This window comes from Stenotrophomonas sp. PUT21 (assembly GCF_052232875.1).
Classification (GTDB): domain Bacteria; phylum Pseudomonadota; class Gammaproteobacteria; order Xanthomonadales; family Xanthomonadaceae; genus Stenotrophomonas; species Stenotrophomonas maltophilia_N.
This window is the reverse complement of the sequence record NZ_CP197645.1, coordinates 1,741,071-1,757,828: the sequence shown is the minus strand read 5'-3', so window position 1 is coordinate 1,757,828 and position 16,758 is coordinate 1,741,071. Positions and strand designations below refer to the sequence as shown.

General features: G+C 61.2%; 17 protein-coding genes. 2 read left to right on the top strand and 15 right to left on the bottom strand.

Annotated elements, in window-relative coordinates; genetic code table 11:
• Window positions 1-35: 35 nt before the first annotated feature.
• The 11 genes from copD to ACTT2I_RS08185 all read right to left on the bottom strand — a co-directional run bounded on the left by copD (window position 36) and on the right by ACTT2I_RS08185 (window position 9,114).
• On the bottom strand, window positions 36-965 hold the full coding sequence (copD, locus tag ACTT2I_RS08235; RefSeq protein ID WP_017354978.1) for a copper homeostasis membrane protein CopD: 930 nt from the start codon (window positions 963-965) through the stop codon (window positions 36-38).
• A 10-nt stretch (window positions 966-975) separates the two neighbouring features.
• On the bottom strand, window positions 976-1,359 hold the full coding sequence (gene copC / locus ACTT2I_RS08230; protein ID WP_017354979.1) for a copper homeostasis periplasmic binding protein CopC: 384 nt from the start codon (window positions 1,357-1,359) through the stop codon (window positions 976-978).
• Between the two features lie 162 nt (window positions 1,360-1,521).
• On the bottom strand, window positions 1,522-1,872 hold the full coding sequence (locus ACTT2I_RS08225) for a four-helix bundle copper-binding protein (RefSeq protein WP_026070601.1): 351 nt from the start codon (window positions 1,870-1,872) through the stop codon (window positions 1,522-1,524).
• Between the two features lie 70 nt (window positions 1,873-1,942).
• Window positions 1,943-2,467 (bottom strand): DUF411 domain-containing protein, encoded by a 525-nt coding sequence (locus ACTT2I_RS08220; protein ID WP_229301210.1) that lies wholly within the window; start codon window positions 2,465-2,467, stop codon window positions 1,943-1,945.
• 14 nt (window positions 2,468-2,481) lie between these two features.
• Window positions 2,482-2,991 (bottom strand): DUF4440 domain-containing protein, encoded by a 510-nt coding sequence (locus ACTT2I_RS08215; protein ID WP_026070602.1) that lies wholly within the window; start codon window positions 2,989-2,991, stop codon window positions 2,482-2,484.
• Window positions 2,992-3,010: 19 nt separating this feature from the next.
• Window positions 3,011-3,781, bottom strand: a complete 771-nt coding sequence (locus tag ACTT2I_RS08210; RefSeq protein WP_026070603.1) for a c-type cytochrome — start codon at window positions 3,779-3,781, stop codon at window positions 3,011-3,013.
• Window positions 3,782-3,793: 12 nt separating this feature from the next.
• Entirely contained in the window at window positions 3,794-5,071 is a 1,278-nt protein-coding gene (locus ACTT2I_RS08205; RefSeq protein ID WP_017354984.1) for a copper resistance protein B, read from the bottom strand.
• Complete coding sequence (locus ACTT2I_RS08200; protein ID WP_017354985.1) at window positions 5,068-6,939, bottom strand: copper resistance system multicopper oxidase; 1,872 nt, start codon at window positions 6,937-6,939, stop codon at window positions 5,068-5,070. Before ACTT2I_RS08200 ends, ACTT2I_RS08205 begins: the two co-directional genes overlap by 4 nt.
• Before the next feature lie 115 nt (window positions 6,940-7,054).
• Window positions 7,055-7,474: a CopL family metal-binding regulatory protein gene (locus tag ACTT2I_RS08195; RefSeq protein WP_080354476.1), complete on the bottom strand. Its 420-nt coding sequence runs from the start codon at window positions 7,472-7,474 to the stop codon at window positions 7,055-7,057.
• Window positions 7,475-7,648: 174 nt separating this feature from the next.
• Window positions 7,649-7,999 carry a helix-turn-helix domain-containing protein gene (locus tag ACTT2I_RS08190; protein ID WP_017354987.1) on the bottom strand — a complete coding sequence of 117 codons (351 nt, stop codon included), beginning with the start codon at window positions 7,997-7,999 and terminating at the stop codon, window positions 7,649-7,651.
• 74 nt (window positions 8,000-8,073) lie between these two features.
• Window positions 8,074-9,114 carry a DNA-binding protein gene (locus tag ACTT2I_RS08185; protein WP_017354988.1) on the bottom strand — a complete coding sequence of 347 codons (1,041 nt, stop codon included), beginning with the start codon at window positions 9,112-9,114 and terminating at the stop codon, window positions 8,074-8,076.
• A 272-nt stretch (window positions 9,115-9,386) separates the two neighbouring features.
• Between ACTT2I_RS08185 and ACTT2I_RS08180 the strand changes: the two genes are divergently transcribed.
• Window positions 9,387-10,967, top strand: a complete 1,581-nt coding sequence (locus ACTT2I_RS08180; RefSeq protein ID WP_017354989.1) for an ATP-dependent nuclease — start codon at window positions 9,387-9,389, stop codon at window positions 10,965-10,967.
• The gene (locus tag ACTT2I_RS08175) at window positions 10,945-12,042 is read left to right on the top strand and encodes a UvrD-helicase domain-containing protein (protein ID WP_017354990.1); all 1,098 of its coding nucleotides are present in this window, start codon (window positions 10,945-10,947) and stop codon (window positions 12,040-12,042) included. The genes ACTT2I_RS08180 and ACTT2I_RS08175 overlap by 23 nt, the downstream gene beginning before the upstream one ends.
• A 12-nt stretch (window positions 12,043-12,054) precedes the next feature.
• On the opposite strand, the gene ACTT2I_RS08170 is transcribed toward ACTT2I_RS08175, so the two are convergent.
• The 4 genes from ACTT2I_RS08170 to ACTT2I_RS08155 form a co-directional block, all read right to left on the bottom strand.
• Window positions 12,055-12,333 (bottom strand): hypothetical protein, encoded by a 279-nt coding sequence (locus ACTT2I_RS08170; protein ID WP_027080079.1) that lies wholly within the window; start codon window positions 12,331-12,333, stop codon window positions 12,055-12,057.
• A 387-nt stretch (window positions 12,334-12,720) separates the two neighbouring features.
• Entirely contained in the window at window positions 12,721-13,443 is a 723-nt protein-coding gene (locus ACTT2I_RS08165) for a hypothetical protein (protein WP_017354992.1), read from the bottom strand.
• Window positions 13,444-13,525: 82 nt separating this feature from the next.
• On the bottom strand, window positions 13,526-14,239 hold the full coding sequence (locus tag ACTT2I_RS08160) for a response regulator transcription factor (protein WP_017354993.1): 714 nt from the start codon (window positions 14,237-14,239) through the stop codon (window positions 13,526-13,528).
• Between the two features lies 1 nt (window position 14,240).
• Window positions 14,241-16,700, bottom strand: coding sequence for a heavy metal translocating P-type ATPase (locus ACTT2I_RS08155; protein ID WP_017354994.1), 2,460 nt, complete (start codon window positions 16,698-16,700; stop codon window positions 14,241-14,243).
• Between the last annotated feature and the right edge of the window lie 58 nt (window positions 16,701-16,758).

Genomic DNA, 16,758 nt, shown 5'->3' with positions numbered 1-16,758 from the left:
ACTGCCAAGGCAGTGTGCCATTGCGGGTTACACAGCTATTCGGGGCTGAGCGTCCCGAGCACTGAAACAACAATCAGGATCAAGATGGCCAGCGCGGCCTCAGCCGTAACACTCTGCCGCAAAGCCCGCACCTCCTGCGCGGGATCTCCGCTGGTCAGCGCTCGTTCCAAGCGCGGCACCAGCGTCCATCGGTGCAGCGCTCCCAAACCCAGCATTCCAGCGAACAGGGCCAGTTTGAACAGCAGCAACTTCCCGTAGGTGCTCTGGAACAGGGCCGAAAACGACCACGCGGTGAGATCCCCGTAGTGCGCGATGCCGGACACGATGAGCGCACCAACGAAGATCGTTCCCAGCGTCGAAAAACCATGCAGAAAGTCATGCGTTGATCGCAGACGCCCGCTGCCGTTCGTCTCTTTGCCGCGCAGCAGCATGGCAAGGAACATCAGGACCGCTGCGATCCAGCCGCCTGCCGCGAGAAGATGGACGATGCCTGCAGCAAGCCGGACCGCGCCTGCCAAGCCCTCGCCAGCGGCGGCGTGGCCGTTCCATGCCAGCGAAGCGAGTGCGCCGCCCGCCAGCATCGCCCCCAGCGGGAAGGCGGTCTCCACCTTCCCGCGGCGACGATGCCATCCGAGCACGAACATCAGGGCGACCAGCAGCGCGCCTCTCGCCATGGCTGCCCGGCCCGCGGACGTCTCGAGCAGATACCAGCCAAGCGATGCGCGATCAACCTCGGCAAGCGGCATTCCCATGATGCCCGCGGTCTTGAAGACGACATCGAGCCCGGTGAGCACGAGACCGGCTACGGCACCCGCCAATAGAACGCCCATGAGTGACCACCCGGCCAAGGCGTCGGCGAGTGCCGATCGACGCGACCCGTACCAACCGAAGAGTGGAACCCCGAAAAGAACCATGATGACAAGGTATTCCAGGAATCTCAGTGCATAAGCCGACAGGTCGAACATTCGCGACTCCTCAGCGCACCGTGAAGCTGAAGCTGCCCGGCATGGGGTGGTTGTCACCACCGACGGCGCGGTATTCCACGGTATAGACGCCCGGAGTCAGCGGCTGGGGCAACTTGGCACGCAGGGTCTTACCGTTGTTGACGATCTCGGTCGTGAAATTCTCGATCGGCATGGTGGAACTGCCGTGCTTCATGAGCAACTTGAGACGCGACGCCCGCGGAATCAATGTTTCGTTGAACACGAGATCGATCTGGCCCGGCGAAGCCACCACCGCATTTGCCGCCGGTGTGGACTGCTGCAGCGCGGCGTGGGCGTGCGCGATCTGCAGGGAGAACTGCCCAGCCGCAATCGCGAGGACGAGCGCGAAGGAGCGAAGGACGTTTGATGATTTCATAGGGATAAATCCTCATTGCGAATGTGATGCAAAGCCCCGTTCGGCGCCGTGCTGTGTTGGATCCGACAAGCGTTAGGTGTCGGGCTGTCACCGAAACCACGGTTGGTCGGCTTTTGATATTTGAGATGAGGATCCCGCCGCTCAGGCGGGATCCTCGACGCGTCAAGCCGCCATGGCGCTGCAGCTTTCCGCGCAACGGCGACAAACTTCGGCGCAGCGCGCCATCTCCGGGTCGTTCATGGCGTCGCATGCTTCGGCGCACTGGCGGCAGATCTCCGCGCAGGCACTGCAAACCACCGAGTGAGCGCTGGCGCCACGCAACATGGCGTCGGCGCTGGTGGCGCAGATATCGGCACACGTCGCCAGCAGGGCGATGTGCTCCGGGGCTGCGTGGGCACCTCCTTTGCTCAGGCAATAGTTGATGGTCTCAAGGCAAATCGCGTGGCATTGCGTGCAGTTGTCGATGCACTCGTTCATGGCCTGAGACCGGTGGTCTTCGGAATGGTGAGTCATGTGGATCTCCTGCTTCATCGCGGACGAGAATCGGCGCGCCCGCAACACCGCCCCCTGTTGCTCTTGCGGATCAATGCTGTGCGAAGGGTTCGGTGGTTCCGTCGTGATGGACCAGCTCGACCGTATACGGCTGCTGGCGTCCTTCCGGGACCTCCATGCCCGGCGAACCGAGCGGCATTCCGGGCAGGACCAGGCCGCGTGCGTCCGGCTTTTCTTCGAGGAGGCGCTTGATGTCCTCGGCCGGGACATGGCCTTCGATGACGTATCCGTCGACCTCGGCCGTGTGGCAGGAGCCCTTTGCATAGGGGACACCCAGGCGCTCCTTGACCGGACCCAGGTCATCCATGTCATGCACATCCACGGTGAACCCCGCCTTCTTCACGTGGTCGATCCAGCTACCGCAGCACCCGCAGGTCGGGGTCTTGTGGACGGTCATGCGTGGCAGGGCGGCTGGAGTCGCGTCGGCTGTTTCCGGGACGACCTGTGCAGTGGGCGCGATGGTGGATTGCGCGGGTGTAGCCGCTTGGGTGCAGGCACCCAGGCCGGCGACCGCAAAAGCCGCCCACGCCAGTCGGTTCAATCTGCAGGTTTTCATTTCTGGTTCTCCGCTTAGCGCTTGGTCCGCGAAGACCAGTGGATGTGGGCGATCCGCCAACCGTCGGTGGTCTGCTTCAGCACCATGGTCTCGGTGCTCTGGACGGTCAGTGGCTTACCGTCTTTCTGGGCGTGCAGCTCGCTTTCGGTTCCGACCCATGCGAACTCACCAGCGGTGCGTGCACGCTGACGGAGCAGCTGGCGATGGGCGCCCTTGAGGAATGCCGCATCGCTGACTGCGTGATGACCCAGATATTCCTCGCGGCTGCGCTCGGCACCCCCGGACTCGAGGATGAGGACGTCGGCAGCGAGCAGGGCTTCGACCGTGGCCAGATCGCCGCTAGACAGGGCCCTGTTGAAACGCTCCGCTACGGCGACCGCGGCCTCTGCAGTGACTGGGACGTCGACGTCCGCAGATGCCGCGGCAGCGGGGTGATGTGCGTGCGGCTGTGTCGCCTGCGCCATTGCGGGGGACACGACGGCCAGTGCCAGTGCGAGGGTGAACGAGATTGCTGTTGCGTTCATTGCGTGGGCTCCAAGGAGATCAATGGGTGTGCGCATGGCCGTCATCGGCCACGGGCGTGTGTGGTGCAGGGTGCGACTCCACCTTGCCGTCGGGATGGCCGTGGCTCACCAACCCGACTTCCGTGTCGCTGGGTGTCGGGCCGTGGTGATCGTCGTCCACGCCCGGCGGGTGCGCATGCGGCATGGAGTTGTTGCCCGGCTCGAATAGGGCAGGGTGATCCTCGGCCTTTTCGTCGTCATGGTGGCCTTGCGTCTCGCCGCCGCCATGCGAATGACCATCACTGCTGGCCACCAACGCCTGGTAACCGGCCTTGTCCAGCGTGGGCAGCTTCTGCAGGAAGGCCGACATGTTCCAGATGAACTCATCGTCCATGCTGCCGCCCCACGCGGGCATGCCGCTGGCCTTGATGCCGTGCTTGATCACCCAGAACGCCTCAGCTGGAGCGACCGACTGTTTGCTTAGGTTCGGTGGCGCGGGGTACAGGCCCTTGCTCATCTCGGTGGCCGCCGCCTCTGGCGAAAGATGGCAGGTCACGCACATGGCGTTGTAGTTGCCCGCACCCTGGCGGATACGCTCAGGATCATCCAGGTTCGTGGGCACCTGAAGCTTGGCGGCGCGCACCTCAATGGAACGCTCGCGCGCCGTTTCAAGTAGCGCATACACCGGGCGACTATGCGGATCGTCGGCGGCCACGTTGTACACGCCCAGAGAGACCGTGGCAGTTGCCGCGACCGCAACCAATCCCACGCCGGCACCGAGCCATACCCACATCCTTTTGTTGGATTTCATTGTCAGTTCCCCTTAGAACCAGGTACGAAGGCCGATGACCAAGCGCGTGTCTTCAAAGGACTCGCCATGCTCGCGTCGCATGTCTGCGGTATTGCCAAACGCGCGCTCGTACACCACGCCGATGTAGGGAGCGAACTTTCGGGTGAACTCATAACGAAGTCGTAGCCCCGCCTCAGCGGTACTCAGACCCGAACCTATCCCGCGCAATGGATCGTTCTTGCCATAGGCGGTGACTTCCACCAGCGGCTGCAAGATCAGCCGGTTGGTTAGCAGCAATTCGTACTCGGCCTCGACATTGGCGGCAGTCTGGCCCCCTTCGCCGAGATAGGCTGTGGCGGACACTTCGAACTTCATCGGCGCCAAGCCCTGTACACCGATAGCGGCGAAGTTTTGAGATGCCCCAGGCTTGAAGTCATGACGCACACCGGCCACCACATCCCACCACGTGGAGATACTGCGGCCGTAGAGCACTTCCAGATCAGCCGACTCGGTCTGACCATCCGTGCGTTCGCCTTCACTGCGGAGCCAGACGCGATTGAGGTCCGTACCGATCCAAGCCTGGCCCTCCCAGCCCAGCCCGGTGCCCGGATCGGCATCCCAGGCTTCCAGGCGATTGAGCAGCACGTAGCTCTTGATCGAGTTGTCATGCACCGGATGCGCGTGTTCCGGCGCGATGGCCGCCTTGCGATCCGCGTCCGTCACCGCGGGTATCGGGGTGCGCGGCTGCGTTGGCACTGCAGGCCCGTGTCCCATCTGACTGTGGTCCATGCCCTGCATCGACTGTGTCTGCGCTTTGGGCGTTGCGGGCGTGCTCGGAGGCGCGCCGTGCCCCATCTTGGAATGGTCCATCCCCTGCATCGCAGGCGTGGCCGTACTAGAGGTGTCGGCTGCAGCGGGTTGTGCCATCTGACTGTGATCCATGCCCTGCATCGACTGCGCCTGTGCTGTGGGCGCCGCAGGTGTGCTCGCGGGCGAGACGTGCCCCATTTGCGAATGGTCCATGCCCTGCATGGCAGGCTCGGCTGCTTTAGCCTGCGGCGCGGCGTGGCCCATCGTCGCATGATCGATCGTCGCTTCGCTCGGCTTGGCCGGTGTTGCAGGCTTTTGGGCTGGCGCAGGTTTTGATGTCGGCGCCTGTTGTGCAGAGTGATCCTGAGTCTGGGTCTGCGCGCCCTGCTCCATCGGCATGGAGCCGTGCTGCATGGATTGGGCGCTGGCCGCATTGGCCAGGGCCAGCGAGATAGCCAGCGTCAGCGCAGTCAGGGTGGTATCGCGTCTATTGATGTTCATTCGTCGACCCTCACCGTGCGCATCATTCCGGCTTCCATGTGATAAAGCAGGTGGCAATGGAACGCCCAGCTGCCCAACGCATCGGCACGCACGCGATACGTGCGTCGGCTACCCGGCGGCATATCCACCGTGTGCTTGCGCACCATGAAGTTGCCGTTGTCGTCCTCCACGTCACTCCACATGCCGTGCAAATGGATGGGATGGGTCATCATCGTGTCGTTAACCAATACGATGCGCATACGCTCGCCGTAGTTCAGCCGCAGCGGCTTGACATCGGAGAACTTCTGACCGTTGAAGCCCCAGGAGAATTTCTCCATATGTCCGGTCAGATGCAGCTCGATCTCGCGACCGGGGTCGCGTCCGTCAGGGTCTTCAAAGGTGCTCTTGAGCATGGAATACGTCAGTACATGACGGCCGTTATCGCGCAGGCCATTACCCGGATCATCCAAGCGCGAACTCACGCTCATGGCCTGGTTGTCCAACAGGGGATTGTTGGTCTCGCTGGCAGGGTGTGATTGCATGCCCCCGTGCTGCATGCCTGCCATGGCACCATCGCCGGCGGCGGGCATCGCATGGCCTGCATGGGCCGAGGTCGCGTTACCGCTGGCAGGTGGGGTCATGCCAGGCATGCCCATGGCCGCACCACAGCCGCCTTCCATGCCCTTGCTGCCGCCAGACATATCCATCGATCCATGATCCATGCCCATGTCTGCCATCGTCAGCAGCGGCCGGGGATCCACAGACGGAACGGGCGCGCGTAATCCTTCGCGCACGGCGAGCGTGCCGCTGACGTAGCCGGTGCGACCGGAGTCTTGGGCAAAGATGGTGAATGCGTCCTGCCCGGAGGGCTCCACGATCACATCGAAGGTTTCTGCTACCGCGATGCGGAACTCGTCGACGGAAACCGGATGGACATACAAGCCATCTGCTGCCACCACGGTCATCTTTAGCCCCGGAATACGCACATCGAAGTACGTCATGGCAGAGCCATTGATGAAACGCAGGCGCACCTTCTCGCCACTGCGGAACAAACCGGTCCAGTTGCCCAGCGAGGTCGTGCCGTTCATCAGGTAGGTGTAGGTGTTGGCGTTGACGTCGGACAGATCCGTGGGCGTCATCCGCATCACGCCCCACATCTTGCGATCTTCCAACGTGGCCGACAGGCCGTTGCGCTTCACATCGCGCGCAAAATCGCCGACCGTGCGCTTGTAGTAATTGTCATGGCCCGGCATCTTCTTCAAACGATCGAACAGGGCCGTCGGGTCCAGGTCTGTCCAATCGCTCAGCATCACGACGTAGTCGCGATCGAAGCTGAAGGGCTCCGGCTCCAATGGGTCGATGATGATCGGGCCATAGAGCCCGGCTTGTTCCTGGAACCCCGAGTGGCTGTGGTACCAGTAGGTGCCGCCCTGATGCAGGGTGAACCGGTAGTGGTAGGTCTCACCACGTCCGATACCGTCAAAGCTCAGGCCCGGCACGCCGTCCATGTTGGCCGGCAAAATGATGCCGTGCCAATGGATGGAGGTGTCCGCGCCATGGAGGGAGTTAGCGGGCAATGCATTGGAGACACGCAGGTTGACCGTGGTGCCTTCCCGCCAACGCAGCAACGGCGCCGGAACGGACCCATTGACGGTGATCGCGGTGCGGGTCTTGCCGGTGAAGTTCATCGGCGTCTCGCCGATGGTTAGGTCAAACTCGGTGCCCGATAGTACGTTGGGTTGTCCCGGGCCCTTGAGCGCCCAACTGGCTTTGGGCCAGAAACCTAATCCTGCGACTGCGCCTCCCAAGGCCAAGCCCTGGACAAATCGCCGCCGCGAAGGTAGCAGCGGCGGTCCACCGTGTGGACCACGAAAATCATCATGCGACATGAAAATGCTCCAAGCGTCGTGTTGCCACCGGCGGGCGGTGGTACAGAGCGGGCGGCTGGCCTATAAATAGGCATGCAAGCCACACCAACGGCGCCATTGCGGCGCTTAGGGACGCTTAGCCGATCGGTGGTCGGATCAGATGAGGCAAGGCAGGTGCCGCATGCCCTAGGGGCAGCGGCATGACATCCAGGCCCAAGGCCAGTTGCACCGAAACATGCAGGCGCGCCGGAAGTGCGCTCGCGCACGCGTGTACGCAGGCGCACCGGCACGCAGAAGACTTGCAACAGTCGGGACCGGCATGGTCGCCATGCCCAGTGCCAGCCCTTTCAATCGAGGTGGCATCGGGATGATTCTCAGCACTGTGATGGGCGACGCAGTCTTCGTCGCCTTGCACCGCGGCAGCCACTTCGCTGGCCTGCGCTTCCATGGCCGGGTTCATACTGATCGACGCAAATGCCGACCACGCGCCGTTAAGCACGAGCATGACGATCAGGAGCAGTCGCAGTAGAAGTGAGGAGGCTGACACGGGCGACATTGTAAATCACTTTAGACAAGGCGCGTGTGTATCGGTCGTGAACAAAATCTCAAGTAGGCCTGAGATGCCGCCACTTGTCAGTCGCACTAGTCACGGCCACTGCAGCTCCCTCCAGGAGCGCCCAATGGGCGGGTTGAGGCGAAGGGTTGCCCATAGGGCTAGCGCTTGTTCGGTTTACTTCTCGGGTGTGGCCTCGATCAGCTTCACCAACTCCCGCTTCTGCTGCTTGCTTAGCGAGCCCCAGCGCAGGAGCAACTTGGCCAGCAGATCATCGTCGGTGTAAAGGAAGGCGGCGGGGATCCCCAACGCTTGGGCCAACCGCTTAGCAGTCTCCAGCTTGGGTTCGTGCTTGCCACGTTCGTACTGGTTGACTCGGGGGCTGGCCACGTAAGGATCCAGACCGGCCCGGATGCCCAACTCCTTCTGCGACAAACCCGTGTGCAGGCGGGCTTGTTGGAGGCGTCGAGCGAAGGTCGGTGTTGAGTCGACGGACAAAGTCACGCGCACCCCCCATGGAAACCCCATAAGGATGGCGGATGTGGGGTTAAGCCGAGATACGTGCAAAAATGCCCCCCAGAATTTTTTTTTCTTCCGTGAAATCATTTGGTTGCCGGATTTTTGTTGGTACCTGAACTGTCGGCGCGATCGGGCCGCAACTGCGCCAGCAACTGCTCCAAGGTGTCCTGGCGCACACCGGCACGCAACGCTTCGGCCTCGGCTTGTTCACGCCGTTCTCGCTCCTTGGCCAAGTCGGCGTGAGCATTGGCCAGCTTGACCCGTGCGCTCTCCAACGCTTGGGCGTCCTGGGTCCAGCGTGCCAGCAAGGCCTGGTACTCCGCAGCCGTAAGCCGCAGCGCGTCCAGCTCCTTCCGCTGGTCGTCCGCAGCTTGCCGCACCTGCGCCAGTTCCCTCTCTAGGCGGCTGTGGCGTTCCAGCCACTGCCCGTTGTCGCGGTTGAGCTGAACCAGTTCGTGGTTCTTGGCGGTCAGCGCCTCGTTGGCCTGGCGCAGCGCGACCTGCAGTTCCTGCACCTGGTGCTCGTGGCGGCGCTGTTCCTGTTCGCGTTGGTCCTTGACCGAGGTGCGGTAGTGCTCCAACGCCTCGCGAGCATGCTGGTGCTTCTGCTCCAGCGACTGGGCATGCGCCTCGTGCTCCGCCAGCCGCGCGGTCAGTCCCGCGATCCGTTCGCCGAGCTGCGCGACCTCGGTGACCCGTTCGGCCAAGGCCTGCTGGGCTGCGGCGTGGGTCGTCTTTTCTTCGCGTAAGGCAGTTTCAATGCGCTGAAGCTGCGCGCTCAGCGTGGACGCCTCCTGCTGGGTGCGTTCCAGCGCCTCGCTACGCTCCTGCAAGTGCGCTTCGAAGCGCTGCCGGGCCTCGGCGATTACAGCCTCGGCCTCCTCGTGTAGGCGACCGGCAAGCCGACCGACCAGGTCCTGTAGCGCGTCGCTGACCGCGACCTTGGCGCCAAGGCCTTGCCCTTCATCTTCTTCCAGCTCCTTCAGGTAGCGGTGAATGGTTGTCTTGGAGCCGGTGTTGCCCAGCGCCACCCGCACCGCGTCCACCGACGGGTGTTTGCCCTGTGCCCGCAGCGCATCGCGGGCCTTCTGGATGTCGCTCTTGTACAAGCCGCCGCGTGCCATCGCACTCTCCGACTATTTCGTAATGTATTACATACCACGTAATTACATACCAATCAAGTTACACTACTCGCCGAGTACGGGTCGTATCTAAAGGCGGGATAATGTGGAATTATCCCGCGTAACCAGCGTTTCGGCCATTTCAAGTCGTCAAAACAGTACGAAACCGCCCAAGGCTGGCGATCCCTGGGTAGTATGGCCCAGAGCGGAAAGGAGGCCAGCCGGGGTGCAAGCAGGCGCCGCCACCGAACTCGTTGGCCATCAAAGGACTGTGCATGCCGATCGAACGTATCGTCATCGACAATTTCAAGTCGTTTCGCCATCTGGACCTGCCCCTCAACGCCCACATGAACCTGGTGGTGGGCGACAACGAGGTCGGTAAGTCCACCCTGCTGGAGGCCATCCACGTGGTGGTCACCGGGCAACTGCATGGGCGCAATCTCGCCTACGAGCTCACGCCCTACCTGTTCCACCAGCCCGCGGTGCAGGAATATCTGGCGACCCTTGCTGCAGGCACGCCGGCTTCGCCGCCACGGATCTCCATCGAAGCCTATCTGGGCGCAGATGTCGCGCTGGCGTCGTTGCGCGGCACCAACAACTCCCTGCGCTTGGATACCGCCGGCATCCGGCTGCTGGTCGAGCTCAACGACGACTACCGCGAGGAGTTCAACGCCTACCTGCAGCAGCACCAGGGTGCGGTCAGCCTGCCGGTGGAGTACTACACGGTGCGCTGGTATTCCTTCGCCAACAATGGCGTCACCGCTCGCAGCATTCCGTTCGATTCGACCATCATCGACACTCACGGCATCAAGACCTTGTCCGGTGCCGATCGCTATATCGCCGGCATCATCGATCAGGCACTGACGCCTGCGCAGCGCGTCTCGCTGTCGTTGAGCTTCCGCCGCATGCGGCAGAGTTTTTCCGAAGAGGCGGACGTGGCGGCCATCAATGCGTACCTGACCGAGCACACCGGGGACATCAGCCACCGGGCGCTGACGGTGGGTGTGGACACATCGCCGCGCTCAACATGGGAAACCAGCTTGTCACCTTACCTGGATGAGCTCCCGTTCACCCAGGCCGGCAAGGGTGAGCAAAGCGCGGTGAAGATGAAGCTGGCGATGCACGCGGCCGGCGCTGCCCACGTGCTGCTGATCGAGGAGCCGGAGAACCATCTGTCCTATTCCAGCATGACCCAGCTGATCGACAAGATTGCGGCCCTCTCCACCGCCCAGCAGGTGATCATCGCCACCCACAGCAGCTTCGTGTTGAATAAGCTGGGCGTGGACAACGTGATCCTGTTCAGCGCGCAGGGCCAGATGAAGCTGGACCAGCTGCCGAGCGATACCCATGACTATTTCATGAAGCTGCCGGGCCACGACACGCTGCGATTGATCCTGGCCAAGCAGGCGATCCTGGTGGAAGGCCCTTCCGACGAGCTGATCGTGCAGCGCGCCTACAGCGACCACCATGGCGTGGCGCCGATGGCTCGCGGCGTAGACATCATTTCGGTCAAGTCGCTGGCATTCAAGCGCTTCTTGCAGATTGCAGATCGGCTGAAAATCCAGGCCAAGGTGATCACCGACAATGATGGCGATATCGCCGTTGTGCAGGAGCGCTATGCCGAACACATCAACGCGATCTATTACGATTCCGACGAAAGCGCCCCATCGCTGGAAGAGCAGCTGATCAAAGCCAACTCGCTGGCCGAACTCAATACCGTGCTGGGCAAGACGTTTGCCGATGAGGTGGCGCTGCTCAAGTACATGAAGGGCCATAAGACCGATACGGCCCTGGCGATCTTCAACAGCCCGCACTCGATCAGGTTCCCGGACTATGTCCAGCGCGCCATCACCTAACCGGGTCCTGCTTTCGGCGGCCGGCTCGGGCAAGACCACCTTGCTGGTCCGGCAGGCCCTGGAGCGGCCTGGGCGTCGCATCGCGATTGTCACCTACACGCTGGAGAATCTAGAAGAGATCCGGCGCTCGTTTGAGGTCCACGCCGGTGCGGTCCCCGTGCATGTCACTTTGCACAGCTGGTATGGCTTCCTGCTGTGCCAGTGCATCCGCCCGTACCAGGCAGCGCTTTGCCCTGAGCCTCGCATCGAGACCATCCTGTTCGTAGAAGGTGTCACCAATAACAGGGCCCCACGCACCCAGGTGGCGCGCCACTACTTGGCAGGCAACCGGATGTATTCGGACCGGGCGGCCGATTTCGCTGTGCGCTGCGATGAGCTCACCCAAGGTCAGGTCATGGCACGCCTGGCGGCCATGTACGACGAGCTCTACATCGACGAAGTTCAGGACCTCGCCGGCTTTGATCTGGATCTGGTCGAGCGGCTGTTGAAGAGCGGCATTGCCATCACGTTGGTGGGTGATACGCGGCAGGCGACGTATGCCACCAACTATGCTCAAAGGCACAGCCAGTATCGTGGACCCAATCTGGCAGCGCTGTTTCAGATTTGGGAGGCGGACGGCTTATGCCAGCTGGATCACCGCCTCATCAGCCTTCGCTGCGTCCAGGCCCTGTGCGATATGGCGGACACGCTCTATCCGCAGATGCCGCGAACCCAATCAGGCAATGGCGAGGTCACCGGGCACGATGGCATCTACCTCGTCGCTCCAGCGGATGTTGAAGCGTACATGCAGGAGTTTGCGCCCACCGTGCTCCGGCATGACCGGCGGCAAGCGTGCGACGGACTACCGGCCGTGAACTTTGGGCAGTGCAAGGGCCGCACCTACAGCCGGGTCCTCATCTTTCCGAACGGCCCGCTGACACAGTACCTGCGCACGGCAGATGCAGCGCGTATCACCGCCCCACCAAAGTACTACGTGGCCTTCACCCGGGCGCGGCAAAGCGTGGCCTTTGTGTATGCCGGCGCGTGCGCGTTGCCGGGTTATCAGCTCTATGCGCCCGCCAACGCAGACGCATAGAGCCACGGGCGATCACATTTTCTTCAAGGGCGCCGCGGTGGGCTGTGGTGGCACCGGACCCGGGTCGTTGAAGCACAGCATGACCTGATCGATGTCAAATTGATCGGCCAGCACGCGGGCGATCACCGCATGCACCAGGTCCAGGTCGACCGAGGGCGCAGCGACGGTGATGGTGGCCGCGATCGCACGACCGCGCTCTTTGGCGGGGACTAGGCGCAGGTCATCCACCGCTTTCACGCCGGGGTCGGTAAACATCGCCGTACGCACTTGTTCCAGCTCGGCTTCATTCATGTTGGCGGTGACTCCAGGGAATGTGATTGTCAGGCGGGATAGGTCTGAATCTTGCAATCAAAAAACACCGGCCTTGCCAGCAAGGTTGGTAGGCGGGGGACAGGCTCCGGCCGATGACGACTGTCGCCAGCGACCGCTGCAACCCTGAGCGCGCATCTTTGAGGCTCCGGTGGGCTTCGGGCGCATTGAAACCAGAAGTCGCCACCACGGACCTACCTCGGGGTATTGCTTCCGGCCGGTAGAAGACCTCCACAAACGTGATCTCGATGCGCCACCTCTCACAGAGCGAGACTGACGACGGGTGGTCCCATCCGCCCTTGCGTCATATTTGTCGCGCTCGCAGTTGTCAAGAATTAGCCTCCATGATTTGGATTGGTTGATCGGATCCTATTTCCTGCGAGGCTTGGACCGAAGCCCCGGTGGTCTGCGTTGCTTAATAGGTTGCTTCAATCTCCACCGGCTCCATTCACTAGTAGATCCTTCAGCTATGAAGGTGACCAGAACCCACTTCAGTAAGGGAGAGAACCCCACCTCAGCATCACGAAGCAGGTTGGCCCAATACCTTCCGACTAGGAAGGAGAATAGACTCATGGCAGTGACAGACGATGCGAACCACGGCCAACTGATGTCACTGACGTTCGCTTGGATGCCTTTCTTGTACATGTAAACTGCAAACACCAGAGCAGCGCACTGCATCGAGATCACAACCGCGGTCGGCGTCGCCCGGGCTCTGTGGAGGGCGGCGGCGAAGAGAGTCTCCGCAAACGAGAAGCCGATCAGCAATAGAGCTGCACTCAGCATCGCTGGACCGAACTCCGCAATTCCGGCGAGTGACAGCACGATTGGAAGGAATGCAAAGGGGAGTGGCTCCAAGCAGAGGGTTGGATAGAATTTCACGAACAGTGGCCATCTCTTTACCGCGACCAGAATGATGTCTTGCATCATCGCAACTACCAATGCAGCAGCCGCACTCGTTAGCGCAATCGACACCGGTATCCAAAACATCATCTCTTCTGATGCCGGCGCGAAGGGCACCATGGCCGCTGCGCCCCAAATCGCTGCGGCCAAGAACGCGCCAATTGGGAGTGCGGCTGGCTTCCACATGGTCATACTCTGATCAGAATACGTGGCCAAATAGTCAGGCGCTCAAGGTCTGCACTGACGGCTCTGCAGCCATGTCTACGCCTCACCGTCATAGGGCCTCCCTTCCCCGGGGGGGGGGCATAGGCCTTGATGGCGGTATCAGTCGATACCCAACCCGCGGCAGCGTCTGGATCATCTTTTCCTCAAACGGACCATCAATGCTTCGCCGCAGGCTGGACATCTGTGATCGCAGAAGATCCCCGTCGGGCAGGTCGTCACCCCAGAGAGTGTGCTCAAGCTGCCGCCTGGTCACAGCGGCAGGACTTGCCCGCATCAGCGCTTCAAGGAGCTTCCTGCAAGCTGGGTACAGATGCAGTCGTTTTCCAGCCCGTGTGGCCTCCAACGTTCTCAGGTCCAACGTGAGCTCTCCGATCAGCAGCCGCCTCCTTGTTACGCGTCCCTCCGTACGGGAAACCAACGCCTCTAGGCGAACTTCGAGCTCCGGGAGCTCAAAAGGCTTGGTCACATAGTCATCTGCACCGGAGCGGAAAGCGATGATTTTGTCCGAGAGCGCAACCTTTGCAGCCAACATCACAACAGGAACTGAAACACCGTGATTCAACCGCAGCCTTCTCAGAACCTCCGGGCCTTCCATGCGAGGAAGCATCCAATCAAGAATGACTGCGTCGTAACCATTGGACGCCGCAAAGTGAAGGCCGGCGATGCCGTCCCCGATGGTATCAAGCTGATGCCCTCGGGCCTCGAAGTAGGCCAGAATCTTCAAAGCGACTTCTCGATCGCGCTCAATCACTAGAATTCGCATGTCACGACTGACGGAAGCCAAGGAGCCTCAGCGCATTGAATACAACCAACAAGGTTGAACCTTCATGCACTGCCACAGCCGGTCCAATGCCAAGACCTAGGATGGTCGCAGGAACCAACAACGCTACGACGCCCAGGCTCACATACACGTTCTGACGGATCACCCGTTTCGTGCGTCGACTAAGCGCTACAGAGAATGCAACCTGTCTCAAATCCTCAGACATAAGCGCGACGTCGGCAGTCTCCAGCGCTACGTCCGAAGAGGCGGCACCCATTGCAATTCCGACGCTGGCACTAGCCATTGCGGGTGCGTCATTCACACCGTCGCCGACCATTGCCACTCGCTCCGTCTCCTTCAACTGACGTATTGCCTTCACCTTGTCGTCAGGCATGAGATTTCCCCATGCCTCGTTTAGACCCACGTCCGTTGCCACGGCTTGAGCTACAGTCTGGTGGTCGCCAGAGATCATGATCATTCGTTGGATGCCCAAGCGCCTTAGCTTGTCCAGGGCTTCACGCGCCTCTGGCCGGGGCGTATCCATAAGGCCGATGACACCTAGGTCGCGATCACCTAGGCGAACGGCCATCGTGGTTCTGCCGGCGTTACGGAGCTCCTCAATGGCAGACTCCGCACCCGCGGATAGAGCGCCAATGCCGTCGTTACCGAACATTTCTGCCTTTCCTATCCACACGTCAATGCCGTTCACCTTCGCCTGAACGCCTCTTCCAGCGAAGTTAGCGAGGTCTGTCGCTACCATGACCGGTCCATCGCCCAGGCGAGTATTACCATCTCGAACGATAGCTGCGGCCAAAGGGTGGTCACTTAAAGCCTCGACGGCGACGGCAACGTGAAGCAGTTCCTGCTCTGTCGTTCCCTGCATCACTTTGATGTCGGTAATTCGCGGCTTGCCTTCAGTGAGCGTTCCAGTCTTGTCGAACGCGATGGCGCGGATCATTCCTAGCTCTTCGAGTGGCGCCCCACCTTTGATGAGCACACCACCACGTGCCGCTCTTGCGATGCCCGCCAGAACAGCACTTGGCGTGGCTATGGCCAGTGCACAGGGGCTCGCTGCCACCAAAACTGCCATAGCACGATAGAAGCTGTCACGGAATGGCTCATCAACCACAACCCAGGAGAAAAGGAGGAGCACAGCCAGAATCAACACCGCGGGAACGAATACTCTCTCGAACTTGTCCGTGAAGCGCTGCGTGGGCGACTTCCTAGTCTCAGCCTCACTTACCATCTTGACGACGCGGGCCAGTGCCGATTCGCCTGATCGACGCGTGACTTCAACCTCCAGGGCGCCGGAGCCATTGATAGTGCCGGCGAAAACACGTGACTCCATTACCACCGAATCAGGTCGATCCCGTGCTAGAGCAGCGTCATTGACTGCCAGCTTATCAACCGGGATGCTTTCCCCGGTGACAGGGGCTTGGTCAACGCTGCTAGCCCCTTTGATAACGAATCCGTCCGCCGGCATCCGGTCATTGGGACGTACGACCACCACATCTCCAGGTATCAACGATTCAACCTGGACTTCCACGACCTGCCCATTCCTCAGCACCCTGGCAGTTTCTGGGGCAAGCTTGGCGAGAGCTTCTATCGCACGTTTAGCCCGGCCCATCGCGTAGTGTTCAAGGGCGTGACCGAGACTGAAGAGGAACAGAAGCAAGGCGCCTTCGGCCCATGCGCCGAGCGCGGCTGCGCCTGCCGCTGCAACCAGCATCAGCGTATCGATCTCAAAGCGCTTCAGCTTGATGTTCCCGATCGCCTCGCCAAGCGTGAACCAGCCGCCAAAGACGTAGGCTGCTACGTAAAACGCTGTGGGGATCCAGGGCGTTTGGGTCAACCCAAGCTTTTCAATCGCAAATCCCACGATCAGGAGCAGGCCGCAAGCAAGTGAGAAGATCAGCTCACTATTGCCACCTAGCGTGCCCCCGTGGGAATGACCGGGGTCCTGTCGGTCCTTGTGATCGTGTCCTTCGTGCTGATCCTTCAAATCTCCCCTCGGACTCGGTGGCTCTTGCGCTACACCCAGCGCCTCAAGCTTCGCTCTCAGCTCCGCCTCGCCTGTCTTGGCTCTCTCGTACTCGATGCTTATGCCACCAGCTGGGCTGGTGGTGGCTTCAATGACGCCTGGTACGGCCTGCACTTGCGCCGCAATTGTCCTTGCCTTTCGTGCGTGAACGGCCGAACCAAGCTCCAAGAAAAGGTGGCCATACCGATCACCCAACTCAATGCCCACGGATGCCGCCACCTCTCGCACTCGCTGAAGCGAGACGATCTCGGGGTCGTAATGAATGCAGAGCGTTCCGAGAGCTTCGTCGCTACCCTCGCGAATGTGCACGCGCGATACTCCCTCCATGTCCTGAAGACCAGCGACCAGCCTCTGGACGCAGCTGTCGTCCCGAGAGACACCTGGGAGTATTACTGGCAGTTCGAGTTCTGTGGTCAGGTTCATTTGTTCCCTCCAACGTCATAAAAATGGAACGGGAAGTCCGGCAGGCAGATGCTCTGCC